This is a genomic window from Enterococcus sp. AZ170 (genome assembly GCF_050545135.1).
Lineage (GTDB): Bacteria > Bacillota > Bacilli > Lactobacillales > Enterococcaceae > Enterococcus_L > Enterococcus_L ureilyticus.
This window is the reverse complement of sequence record NZ_CP172947.1, coordinates 2,071,309-2,083,549: the sequence shown is the minus strand read 5'-3', so window position 1 is coordinate 2,083,549 and position 12,241 is coordinate 2,071,309. Positions and strand designations below refer to the sequence as shown.

At 37.7% G+C, this 12,241-nt stretch carries 15 protein-coding genes; all 15 read left to right on the top strand.

Annotated features, from left to right (window positions below):
• The first annotated feature begins 17 nt into the window (after nucleotides 1-17).
• The 15 genes from IGJ55_RS10015 (at nucleotide 18) to IGJ55_RS09945 (ending at nucleotide 12,233) form a co-directional block, all read left to right on the top strand.
• Nucleotides 18-362, top strand: coding sequence for a BMC domain-containing protein (locus IGJ55_RS10015; protein ID WP_069639918.1), 345 nt, complete (start codon nucleotides 18-20; stop codon nucleotides 360-362).
• Nucleotides 359-790, top strand: coding sequence for a EutP/PduV family microcompartment system protein (locus IGJ55_RS10010; RefSeq protein WP_430606319.1), 432 nt, complete (start codon nucleotides 359-361; stop codon nucleotides 788-790). The genes IGJ55_RS10015 and IGJ55_RS10010 overlap by 4 nt, the downstream gene beginning before the upstream one ends.
• 14 nt (nucleotides 791-804) lie before the next feature.
• Nucleotides 805-1,959: a 1-propanol dehydrogenase PduQ gene (locus tag IGJ55_RS10005; protein WP_430606317.1), complete on the top strand. Its 1,155-nt coding sequence runs from the start codon at nucleotides 805-807 to the stop codon at nucleotides 1,957-1,959.
• On the top strand, nucleotides 1,947-2,510 hold the full coding sequence (locus IGJ55_RS10000) for a hypothetical protein (RefSeq protein ID WP_430606316.1): 564 nt from the start codon (nucleotides 1,947-1,949) through the stop codon (nucleotides 2,508-2,510). The genes IGJ55_RS10005 and IGJ55_RS10000 overlap by 13 nt, the downstream gene beginning before the upstream one ends.
• On the top strand, nucleotides 2,482-3,321 hold the full coding sequence (eutJ, locus tag IGJ55_RS09995) for an ethanolamine utilization protein EutJ (protein WP_430606314.1): 840 nt from the start codon (nucleotides 2,482-2,484) through the stop codon (nucleotides 3,319-3,321). Before IGJ55_RS10000 ends, eutJ begins: the two co-directional genes overlap by 29 nt.
• Nucleotides 3,322-3,452: 131 nt before the next feature.
• Nucleotides 3,453-3,746, top strand: coding sequence for a BMC domain-containing protein (locus IGJ55_RS09990; RefSeq protein WP_069639923.1), 294 nt, complete (start codon nucleotides 3,453-3,455; stop codon nucleotides 3,744-3,746).
• Nucleotides 3,740-4,003 carry a EutN/CcmL family microcompartment protein gene (locus IGJ55_RS09985; RefSeq protein WP_430606312.1) on the top strand — a complete coding sequence of 88 codons (264 nt, stop codon included), beginning with the start codon at nucleotides 3,740-3,742 and terminating at the stop codon, nucleotides 4,001-4,003. Before IGJ55_RS09990 ends, IGJ55_RS09985 begins: the two co-directional genes overlap by 7 nt.
• Nucleotides 4,004-4,018: 15 nt before the next feature.
• Complete coding sequence (locus tag IGJ55_RS09980) at nucleotides 4,019-4,627, top strand: cupin domain-containing protein (protein ID WP_069639925.1); 609 nt, start codon at nucleotides 4,019-4,021, stop codon at nucleotides 4,625-4,627.
• Between the two features lie 3 nt (nucleotides 4,628-4,630).
• The gene (locus IGJ55_RS09975) at nucleotides 4,631-5,164 is read left to right on the top strand and encodes a BMC domain-containing protein (protein ID WP_430606309.1); all 534 of its coding nucleotides are present in this window, start codon (nucleotides 4,631-4,633) and stop codon (nucleotides 5,162-5,164) included.
• 10 nt (nucleotides 5,165-5,174) lie between these two features.
• On the top strand, nucleotides 5,175-6,695 hold the full coding sequence (locus tag IGJ55_RS09970; protein WP_430606307.1) for an acetaldehyde dehydrogenase (acetylating): 1,521 nt from the start codon (nucleotides 5,175-5,177) through the stop codon (nucleotides 6,693-6,695).
• Between the two features lie 21 nt (nucleotides 6,696-6,716).
• On the top strand, nucleotides 6,717-7,454 hold the full coding sequence (locus IGJ55_RS09965; protein WP_430606305.1) for a phosphate propanoyltransferase: 738 nt from the start codon (nucleotides 6,717-6,719) through the stop codon (nucleotides 7,452-7,454).
• Entirely contained in the window at nucleotides 7,399-7,680 is a 282-nt protein-coding gene (eutM, locus tag IGJ55_RS09960; RefSeq protein WP_025868624.1) for an ethanolamine utilization microcompartment protein EutM, read from the top strand. The genes IGJ55_RS09965 and eutM overlap by 56 nt, the downstream gene beginning before the upstream one ends.
• Nucleotides 7,681-7,760: 80 nt before the next feature.
• Nucleotides 7,761-9,092 carry a H2O-forming NADH oxidase gene (gene nox / locus IGJ55_RS09955; protein WP_430606302.1) on the top strand — a complete coding sequence of 444 codons (1,332 nt, stop codon included), beginning with the start codon at nucleotides 7,761-7,763 and terminating at the stop codon, nucleotides 9,090-9,092.
• Between the two features lie 313 nt (nucleotides 9,093-9,405).
• A complete protein-coding gene (locus IGJ55_RS09950) occupies nucleotides 9,406-9,852 on the top strand; it encodes a MarR family winged helix-turn-helix transcriptional regulator (RefSeq protein WP_430606300.1) in 447 nt (148 codons plus the stop codon).
• The gene (locus tag IGJ55_RS09945) at nucleotides 9,852-12,233 is read left to right on the top strand and encodes an ABC transporter ATP-binding protein (RefSeq protein WP_430606299.1); all 2,382 of its coding nucleotides are present in this window, start codon (nucleotides 9,852-9,854) and stop codon (nucleotides 12,231-12,233) included. Before IGJ55_RS09950 ends, IGJ55_RS09945 begins: the two co-directional genes overlap by 1 nt.
• Nucleotides 12,234-12,241: the final 8 nt, after the last annotated feature.

Sequence of the window (12,241 nt, the reverse complement as noted above, 5' to 3'; positions counted from 1 at the left end):
AGGGTGGCGTAATCATTATGGAAGAAAACGCGCCAAAGCGAGTTATTGAAGAATCCGTTCCAGGAAAACAAGTAACCTTAGCGCATGTTATTGCTTCACCAATTCCAGAAGTCTATGAATCACTAGGCATTGAAGCGGAGGGGGCAATTGGCATCTTGACAATTTCCCCCGTTGAAGCTGCCATTATTGCGGCAGATGTAGCAGGAAAAAGCGCTGGTATTAATGTTGGTTTCTTAGATCGCTTTACAGGCTCGGTATTGATCAATGGGGATGTTCAAAGTGTTGAAGTAGCTTTAAAAGCTGTTGTAACGATTTTGAAAGAAAAATTAAATTACGATATCGTTCCAGTGAGTAGAACATGAAGAAACGTATTTTGATTATCGGACCAAACCAGCAACATAATCACATAATTGCACAAGCGATTGAAGATTCTGAGCAACCAATTCGCAAAGTAGCAAATATCTTATATACCAATGAAACAATCATTGTTCCAAATTCCTATTTAGAAAGTCCCTGGATGCATAAACATATTATTTCATTACAACAAAAAGCGAGCAAGGCGTTATTTTTAGTTCCGATTCCTAGCATAAAAAAAAGTTACCCTCCAAACTTTGCTCACGCACTTCGAGTTCCTGTAATAGGTGTTGTAATGTATAAGGAAAAAGAACATACAGTAAATGAAAAAATAATTACAAAAAAAATGTTAGAAGAAATTGGTTGTATAAAACAACAATATTGGCTGCATATAAATAAGGAAGAGATCAGGGCATTTGTTGAAGAAATTAGATGAAAGGAGGAGCGTAAATGTTAAAGCAATTTAAAATGGCTACTAAAATTGTGACAGGTGTTGATGCGTTGGCAGCAGTACAAACTCTTGCTCTTAAACGAGTATTGATTATTTGTGATCCATTTATGGAAGAAAATGGTACGGTTAATCAGATCGAACAGTTACTACAAGAGAAGAATATTTGTTGTAGTGTTTTCTCAGAGATTGTACCTGACCCAACAATTGAGGTTGTCACTAAAGGCTTGCTGGCAGCGATTCAATTACAACCGGATGGCTTAATTGCGATAGGTGGCGGTTCAGCGATGGATGCGGCTAAGGTGATTCGTCATATCTATACCAGCGCAGAGAAAAAGGCAACGGTTCGGCTGATTTGTATTCCAACAACAAGCGGAACAGGTAGCGAAGTAACCTCTTTTGCAGTTATCTCAGATCCTAAAAATTATAGCAAATATGCACTTGTAGCAGATCAAATGATTCCTGATTTGGCAATCTTAGATCCAGAATTAACCATTAGCGTACCTAAAAATGTGACAGCTGATACAGGTATCGATGTGTTCACCCATTGTATAGAAGCTTTGGCATCAACAGCTGCAACCGATTTTACGGATGCAGCAAGCGAAAAAGCCATGAAGATCATTTGGAATGACTTAGTAGCTGTAGTCAATGATGGGGAAAATTTAATACTTCGAGAACGTGTTCATAATGCCTCTTGTTTAGCTGGTATCGCTTTTAGTGAAGCGTCATTAGGAATTTGTCACAGTTTAGCGCATGCGTTAGGCGGAAAGTTTCATATCGCTCATGGTCGAGCAAATGCCTTATTATTACCACATGTTATTCGTTACAATGCCGGTTTAGAATTAGAAAAAGAAATTCCTAGCTTAGCAGTTTATCAAAGAATTGCAGGTATCTTAGGATTTCAAGCAGGAACCCCGAAAGCAACCGTTCACGCAATGATCAACGGCTTGAATCGTCAGTTGAAACTGTTAAATGTAGCCAATGTAATTACAGAATATGGCATTGATCGAGAAGAATATTTAGCGGCGATTCCAGAAATGGCAACAAAAGCTATGGAAGATAAATGTACGATGACTAATCCAAGAAAACCGACCCATAAGGAATTAGAACAATTATATAAGAGGTTGCTAAGAGGTGGTTATGAATGCATTTTGTGACAGAAAGTGAACTTAGAATGGATTTTCAAAAAGAACCATTTACACAATTTTACTTAAATAATCAGTTACGCCTAACACCTGGAGCGAAGCAATTTCTTTTAGATAAGAGAATTAAAATAATGTCTGAGGCAGAACTAAGAAAGAAAGATAACGCTACTGAACGTCAATTAAACTCATTGACTGGCTATAAAGAAATTTTATCTTCAGAACTTTTTGAAGCCGCTCGTTTAGCGATAGATCAGCAGTTGAATGTGAGTCAAAAAATCATCGACATAGAAAAAACGCTGTTTCCGGCACTAGAAAAAGTAGTGTCAGATGAAGAAGCTAGTCTAGAAAAAACAGAAGAATTTCAATTGGATGCAGTTTATATTTTTAGTGAACGAGGGTTATTATTAATCAAACTAAAGAAAATTTATGGCATGATCCATTTGATCCAAGCTGAATATCCTCAATACAGCAAGATACTAATAGAAGCAAATCAAAAAATAAATGATCTAAAGAAACAATTAGTAGGAGAAACAAATGAAAAAACATTCAATGAGAACGTGTAATCAATTTGTTGCAGCGTTTGAAGAAGTCATAAAAAAGCCGAAAAAAGAACGGTCAAAAACTTACTATACGGGAATCGATCTAGGAACTGCTTGTGTTGTACTTGCTGTGTTAGATGAAAATCATGTGCCTGTAGCAGGAGCTTATCGATACGCAGATGTGGTCCGAGATGGGATGGTCATTGATTATATTGGTGCAGTTGAACTTGTTCGAGAACTTAAAGAGGAAATAGAACAAACATTGAAGACAGAATTAGTGTATGCTGCTGCTTCATTACCGCCTGGTACAGATGAGTTGGATGGCGGGGTCATAAAAAACGTTGTTCAAAGCGCTGGATTTGAACTAACAAACTTATTGGATGAACCAACAGCAGCTAATCAATTATTAGAAATAACTGATGGTGCAGTCGTTGATATTGGTGGAGGGACAACAGGTATTTCTATTGTAGAAAATGGGCAAGTCGTTAAAGTAGCGGATGAAGCAACAGGTGGTACACATTTATCCTTAGTAATTGCTGGAGCATATAAGCTTACTTTTGAAGCAGCTGAAAAGTATAAACGAAATGGGAAAAATCATGATGAATTATTGACTAGCTTAAAGCCGGTAATTGAGAAGATCTCTTCAATTATTATTCAGCAAACGCAAGGATACAAAGTAGAAGGAATCTATTTGGTTGGCGGTACAGCCTGTCTTAAGAATATAGAGACGATTATTGAAAAGACAACAGGAATCCCAACATATAAACCAATGAATCCAATGTTTGTGACGCCGCTTGGGATTGCTATGAGTTGTACCAATCAAGTTTTAACATAGCTAGCTACACAAATCAATCCTTATGAAAATAGACAAATCGTCAGTGAAACAAAGAACGTTTCAATGCCAATTTCCTAATTTTCTACAGGATTAAGCGATTTGTTTTGCTTTTAAAATAAGGAGGAATCTAAATGGATTGTCGCATTATTAAGTCGCCAAGTGAAGGAACATTAGCTATTTTAAATCGTCGCAAGGGCTCAAAAGATAATTTAGGCGTTCCTGATGCTGTAGGACTAGTTCAAGGGAAGTTGATTGAAATGGTTTGTGCTGCAGATATTGCCGAAAAAGCAGTGGGTGTTACAGTTGAGGATATTCGAGGGAGTTGCCCTCAAAATATGATTTTGTTGGCTATTTTTGGGGATACAGCTTCGGTTATTGCAGCAATGGAAGAGATTAAAAAGAAAGAAAATAATCGCTTATGGTAACTGCAAAATTGATGGACACAATTTGGGCAACTCGAAAATCAGAAAAATTAAATGGATTAAAACTAATGCTTGCAGAAGTCACTGGTGGCTCTAGAGAAGGGGAGCGAATGATTGTCTGTGATGTGATTGGTGCGGGTATCGGTGACCGAGTAATCATTGCTACAGGATCAGCAGCCAGACGCATGTTAGAAGATGAATCTATCCCCGTAGACGCAGCAGTTATTGGAATCATTGATGAAAGTTGTGAATCTGTTTAAAGAAAGTGTGACAAAATGAAAAAATTGATATGTGCAAAAGATATTGAAAAACTTCACAGCAAAAAAGAACAAGTTATTTGTATAGACAAAGAGACCATAATCACACCTTCAGCTAAAGATTTAGCAGAAGATTATCAGATGAGCTTTAAAATGGGTGTGTCTGAAAATAAAAATCTCTTAGCAAACACACAAGAAGTCTCAAAAGAGTATTTAGTGACGTTATTAAAAAAACTATTGAAGGAAGCCGGAATAACAGATTTTACTGAGTCGCCCTTTGAATACCAAGAACATAGTGGTGGTTTAAAAATTATTCGCGGTTCTACAGTTAAATTGTCGCCATTAAATAATGAGAATAACGGGCTACGTTATCAAGAAATTTTAACATCAGAAGAAAATAATTTCGAGCTTGGAATTTTAGAAATCGAAAATAGTCAGTTTTATCAAGAAGATAGGCTAGAGTCAGTAAACTACGTGGTAAATGGCGAACTTCATGTAACCATTGACGGCATAACGTATGATGCATATCAAGGCGACATTGTTTTTGCTCCGAAACATTCCGCTATTTGCTGGTCGACAACAAGCAAAGTCACCATTCTATCTGGAAAATTTAAAAGTGAGGGGTAACATATGAAGCAAGCGATTGGCATGATTGAAACCAAAGGACTAATAGCCTTGATTGAGGCAACAGATACAATGCTAAAAGCTTCTGAAGTTCGTTGTTTAGGTAAAAAACAGGTTGGTGGCGGTTTAAATACGGTTTTGATTTCTGGTGATGTGGCAGCTGTGGAAACAGCTGTACAAGCAGGCAGTGCAAGCGTACAACGTTTGGGTGAAGATCTTTTAACGGCTTCCCATGTCATTGCCCGACCACATATAGAAGCGACAACTTTTGTAGACGAAATTCAAAAGGTAGCAGAGTCAAAACCAAATGAACGAGAAGAAGTTGTAGTAGAAACAAGTGATCAAATAGAAAACACCGAAATTGTTGAAACAGATCAAAAAAAAATAGTCCGTTACAAACTCCAACAAATGAAAGTAACAGAGTTGAGAAAGTTAGCGAAAGAGCAACCTAATTTTAGTATCCCACAAAAAAATATTCACCGTACAAATAAGGAAAAATTAGTAAAAGCGCTAAGTGACATTTTAATAATAGACGAATAGAGGAATACAAATGGAAATGTTTGATAAAGATCTACGTTCTGTTCAAGAAGCACGTGATTTGACACGTAAAGGAAAAGCAGCGGCAAATCAAATTGCAACTTTTTCAGAAGAACAAATTGATCAAATTTTACAAAACATGAAGAATGCAGCAAGTAAATATGCTATTGGTTTAGCTGAAAGGGCAGTAGAAGAGACTGGTTTCGGCAAAGTAATGGATAAAACCTATAAAAATCATGCGGCATCTCAATTACTATATGAAGAGATCAAACATGAGAAAACTATCGGAATCATTGCAGAAAATACTGAAAAAGGTACATTTGATGTAGCAGAACCAGTGGGGCTTGTTCTCGGTATCATCCCGTCAACTAATCCAACCTCTACAGTTATTTTTAAAGCAATGATTGCGTTGAAATCAAGAAATGCAATTGTATTTTCGCCACATCCAACAGCAGTCAACTGTACCAAAAAAGCAGCAGATCTATTGAACCGTGCTGCTGTAGCGGCTGGAGCGCCAGAAGGGATTATCAGTTGCTTAGCTGTTCCAACGATGGCAGGAACAAATGAATTATTACATGCAAAAGAAGTGAGTCTAATCATCGCAACAGGTGGTCCTGGAATGGTGAAAGCCGCTTATAGTTCGGGAAAACCAGCATTGGGAGTTGGCGCTGGTAATTCTCCCGCTTATATTGAGCGGACGGCCGATGTAAAAAGTGCTGTAGCAAAAATCATAGCGTCAAAAACGTTTGACAATGGGACGATTTGTGCATCAGAACAATCAATCATCTGCGAAGAAATCAATAAAGAAGCTGTTATGCAAGAATTAAAAGCACAAGGTGGCTACTTTATGTCAGAAGTAGAAACCGAAAAAGTATGTAAATTACTTTTTAAAAATGGTTATGCAATGAATGCTAAATTTGTTGGTCGTAGTGCGAACGTGATTGCACAAGCAGCAGGAATCACTGTTCCAGTAGGAACCAAAGTATTGATTGGTCCCCAAGGTGGCGTTGGTGAAGGCTATCCTTTATCATTTGAAAAACTAACGACTGTTTTAGCTTTTTATGTTGTAAATGACTGGGAAGAAGCATGTGATTTAAGTATTGAATTGTTACAAAATGGCATTGGACATACGATGAGCTTGCACACTAACAATCGTGATATCGTGTTGAAATTTGCAGCTAAGCCTGCGTCACGAATTTTAGTAAATACAGGTGGAAGCCAAGGAGGAACCGGGATCAGTACAGGATTACCAATTTCATTTACCTTAGGCTGCGGCACTTTTGGCGGCAGTTCGGTTTCAGAAAATGTTGGACCAAAACATTTACTAAACATCAAAAAAGTTGCGTATGGGTTAAAGGATGTCACGAGTTTAATAGAGGATGATCCAACCTTCACTTATGAAAAAAAAGAAGTACAAGAAATGGCTGAAGTCAAAAAAGCAATCTCAACGCCTATCGATACGAATAAAACGAACGAAGCAGATATAGAAACATTGGCAAATGTCGTCCGCCAAGTTTTAGCTAACATGAACTAATTGAAAAAAGGAGTGATAAAGTTGGACAATTATGAAGAGCTACTTGGTAAATTGATGGAAAAATTGGCTGAACCAAACCAAACACAACCACCAATATTATCAAGCGCTCAAAAGATTCCAGTAGGAATTTCAAATCGGCATATCCACTTATCCCAAATAGATGTAGAAAAATTATTTGGTTATGGCTATCAATTAACGAAATTAAAGGATCTTTCTCAGCCAGGACAATTTGCTTGTAAAGAAACCGTAATGGTTTGTGGGCCAAGAGGGGCGATTGAAAAGGTTCGCATTTTAGGGCCAGTAAGAAAAAAAACACAAGTTGAAATTTTACAAAGCGATTCGTTTAAATTAGGAGTGAAAGCCCCGTTGCGTTTATCCGGAGATTTAGCTGGATCAGGTAATGTCACACTTATTGGTCCTAAAGGATCGGCAGAAATTGTTGAAGGTACGATTGTTGCAAAACGTCATATTCACATGCTGCCACATGAAGCTACTCAATTTGGTGTTCGTGATGGTGAATCCGTAACAATCGAGTTTTCAGGAGAACGAGGCGGGACCTTAGCAAATGTCATTATCCGCGCAGTTGAGAACTCTGGCTTAGAATGCCACATTGATACGGAAGAAGCCAATGCACTAGGAATAACGCCGAATACTGAAATTGTGATCAAAAAAATAACATATAGAATCTTAGGAGGAAATTATAATGAAATCAGATGCACTAGGAATGATCGAGACAAAAGGATTAATTGGTTCAATTGAGGCGGCAGATGCAATGGTCAAAGCAGCTAACGTATCATTAGTAGGAAAAGAATTAGTTGGAGGTGGCATTGTGACCGTGATGGTACGTGGCGATGTCGGTGCTGTCAAAGCTGCCACAGATGCAGGTGCAGCAGCAGCCCAACGTGTTGGTGAACTATTATCAGTCCACGTAATTCCTCGTCCACACTCAGAAGTTGAAAATATCTTGCCTATTACGCAAGCGTAACAAATAAAATTCTGAAAAAGGCGAAACACAGCAAAAATTTATGTGTTTCGTCTTTTTTATTCAATAAAAGGAGACATTACATGAAAAAGACAATTATAATTGGCGCAAACCATGCAGGTATTGCTGCAGCCAATGCACTGTTGGAAAATTATCCAGATCAAGAAGTGACCATGATCGATAAAAACTCTAATCTTAGTTATTTAGGCTGTGGAACAGCACTCTGGGTAGGTCGGCAAATCGAATCATATGAACAATTGTTTTATACAAATAAAGAAGAATTTGAAGCAAAAGGAGCAAATGTTTATTTAGAAACCGATGTTGAGCAAATCGATTTTTACGATAAAAAAGTTTTTTGCAAAGCAAGTGATGGCTCTCATTTTTGTAAAAACTATGATACGTTGATTTTAGCAACAGGTTCAATCCCAATTACACCGCAAATACCTGGGAATACTTTAGAAAATATTCACTTTTTGAAAAAGTTTCAAGATGGTCAAATAGTGGATCAATTAGTTGGTATGGCTTCCATTAGAAAAGTTGCGGTTATAGGCGCAGGTTATATAGGTGTTGAAATTGCTGAGGCCATTAAAAGACGTGGAAAAGACGTTTTACTTTTCGATGGCGCACCACGTTCTTTGTCCAGCTATTATGATCCAGATTTTACAGCTGAAATGGATCTTAATTTATCCGAAAATGGGATCGAACTACACTTTGATGAAATCGCCACTGCCTACAAAGGATCAGAGAAAGTTGAAGCAATTGTAACGAACAAAGGGGAATATGCTGTTGATTTAGTGATTAATGCTATTGGCTTTTTACCAAATAATGACTTAGGTAAAAATCATCTAGAGTTGTTTGGAAATGGCGCTTATCTTGTTGATGAATACCAGCAAACAAGTGATCCATCTGTTTATGCAGTGGGAGATTGTGCGACTCTCTACTCTAATGCGTTAGAGAAAACTACTTATATTGCTTTAGCAACAAATGCTGTAAGATCGGGCATTGTCGCAGGCCATAATGTTGGTGGCGCTTCACTTGCATCCATCGGCGTTCAAGGTTCAAATGGAATTTCTATTTTTGGCTTGAACATGGTTTCTACTGGTCTTTCATTAGAAGCTGCCAAAAAATATCAGATAGAAGTTTTGTATACAGATTATACTGATTTGCAAAAACCAGCATTTATGAATGATAATGATTCGGTTTCGATCCGAATTGTTTATGAAAAAGGAAGTCGTCGTATTATCGGTGCGCAAATGTCGTCACGTACAGATATTTCGATGGCGATTCATCTATTCTCTCTTGCGATCCAAAAGAGCATGACTATTGATGAACTAAAACTGCTAGATTTATTCTTTTTACCACATTTTAATCAACCCTACAATTATATTACGATGGCTGCTTTAAATGCAAAATAATCGTTTTATACCGTAACGGGCCTGTCTAATGAATTACGAGTAAGGTGTAGCATCGGGAAAATTACCAGAAATTGAAGAATTTAGTGTAGAACCGCTGATTATCGGCGGTTCTATTTTTCTCTGAAACAAGGAGTATTTCTATCGAAAATATCGTGAATTTTTAGTTTTTTTTAATGAAACCGTATTTATTTTATTTTTTAAATTAACTCTATTGACATCGAAAGGTATTTGCATTATTATCAAATAGTATTAGTTACTAACACTGTTAGCTATTAGTTGTGAAAGTAATTATTTTGAAAGAAGGAGGAGTCATATGTCATTCGCAGAAGAGGCCGAACAAGAGCTGATGCGCTTAATGGTTCAAAATCGACATAGCGCATTTAGTAGACTGGAAAAGAGTAATCAAGGTGAGAGTATTGTCATCAAATTTCTTGCTCGTCATGGCAAACCGACTAGCCCAAAACATCTAGCTGAATCGCTTAATTTGTCTAGCGCTCGTATTGCAGTTGTTTTAGGTAGTTTAGAAAAAAAAGGTCAAATTGAGCGCAATATGGACCCAAATGATCGTCGCCGTATTAATGTCACTTTAACGGATTTTGGCAAAAAAGCAGCCAAGTTTCAAAAAAAAGAAATGCGCGATAAGATTGTTAAAATTTTTAAATTGATGGGAGAGCCGGACACAAAACAGTTCATCGAGCTAACTGCGAAATTCGTAGACTACTCCCAACAAATTTCCCGGAAAGAGGAAGGTGACCAATAGTGAAGATTTTTAAATATCTCGGCAAATACTGGTATGCGGTCATCGCAGTTCTTGTGCTTTTAGTTGTACAGGCAAATAGTGATTTAAGCTTACCAAAGTTAACATCGGGAATCGTCGATGTCGGAATTCAACAAGGAGGGCTTGAATACTCCACACCTGAAAAGATTAGAAAAACAACTCTTCAGGGAATTGAAATGTTTATGACGGATGATGAGAAGAAAACGATTGAAGACAATTATAAACAAACAACTGAAAAAATCGATGGCAAAGAAGTTGAAGTGTATCAATTAAATCTTCAAGACAATATGACAAAAGCAAAGCTTGCAGATATTTTTAACCTGCCAATGATGATGTTAGGAACATCTCAATCAAAAGATTCTTCTAGTGGAAGTGAAGCCAAAGCAATCATTGAAGACTATAAGGCGATTGGAGAAGATGCAGCTAAGGCAAAACAACTTGGGGAAGAAGCAACAACTTTAGGAGAACAGGCAAAAGCGGCAGGTGAAGCAGCTGCCTCTGCAACAGATATTGCTACAGCAACCCAAGAAGGAACTCAAGCACAAGAATTAGCTGCCCAAGCACAGGCAAAAGGTGAAGCAGCAAAAGACCTAGCAGATTCAATCAAAACAAAGACAGCAGCTATGCCAGCAAAAGTTGAAGCCGCTCGTAAAGCAACAGAAAAAAGTTTAGGTGATCTCGGTGCAGATTCAATGAAAACTGTGGGCATTCAACTAACATTAGCTGAATATAAAGCACTAGATATGAATACCCAACAAATTCAAACAGATTATATGGTCAAAACCGGAACAAAAATGGTTCTTTTAACTCTTGTATCAGCTATAGCTGCGATCATTGTAGGATTGATTGCTTCATTAGTTGCTGCATCAGTTGGTCGAAATTTACGGGTAGGACAATACAAACGCACACTACAATTTTCGAATACTGAGATGGAGAAATTTTCTCCTGCTTCATTGATCACACGTAATACGAACGACATCCAACAAATGCAAATGGGGATCGTGATGATCATGCGCATTGTGTTATATGCTCCGATCTTAGGTATTGGTGGGATCTACAACGTCTATCAAACAGGAACAGGCATGGGCTGGATCGTCGGAGTGGCAGTTGCCGCTGTGTTAGTTTTGGTAGGTAGCCTACTATTAACAACAATGCCTAAGTTTAAAGCATTACAAAAATTAGTCGATAGAGTAAACTTGGTTTCTCGTGAAATCATTACTGGTTTGCCTGTTATCCGTGCGTTTTCTCGTGAAAAATTCGAAGAAAAACGTTTTGATCGTGCGAACACTGATTTAATGAAAACTCAATTATTTGTTAACCGTGCAATGTCTATCATGATGCCTGTCATGATGTTATTGATGAATGGTATTTCTGTTTTGATCGTGTGGGTCGGTGGACATAATATGAATAACGGTCAACTCCAAGTGGGGGATATGATGGCCTTTATCACCTATACAATGCAAATTGTGATGGCCTTTATGATGTTATCAATGGTTTCAATTATTTTACCTCGTGCCAACGTTGCTGCTGGACGTGTGGAAGAAGTACTTGAAACAGAACCAACTATCAAAGATCCTGAACACCCTAAAGATGACCATGACTTTAAAGGTGAAGTGAAATTTGAAGCGGTAGAATTCCGATATGGAGATGCGGATGAAGATGTCTTGCATCATATCAACTTTACTGCTAAACCAGGTCAAACAACTGCTTTGATTGGCTCCACTGGTTCAGGTAAATCAACTATCGTTAACTTGATTCCACGTTTGTTCGATGTAACTGGCGGACGAATCACGATTGATGGAATCGACATTCGCGAAATGAGTTTGCATAAGCTTCATGAAATTATTGGATTTGTGCCTCAAAAAGGGATTCTATTCTCTGGTGACATTGCTTCTAATATTAAATTTGGTGATGCAGACATAACAGATGAACAAATGAGAAAAGCAGCTGAAATTGCACAAGCAGAAGAATTTATTGATTCAAATGAAAAAGGCTATGATCGCGAAATTTCTCAAGGAGGAACGAATGTTTCTGGTGGTCAAAAACAACGTCTATCAATTGCTCGTGCCTTAGCGAAAAATCCTAAAATTTTGATCTTTGATGATTCATTCTCTGCACTCGATAATAAAACTGATGTGGCATTACGTAAAGCTTTATCTGAAAATATCAAAGGCGCCACACAAATCATCGTTGCCCAAAAAATCTCAACAATTCTTCATGCAGATAACATTATTGTATTAAATGAAGGTCGCATTGTAGATCATGGAACACACGATGAATTGATGAAATCATCCACTGTCTATCAAGAAATTGCCCAATCACAATTGAGCAATGCTGAATTAGGCATAGAAGAAGCTGAGTAGGGAGGAGC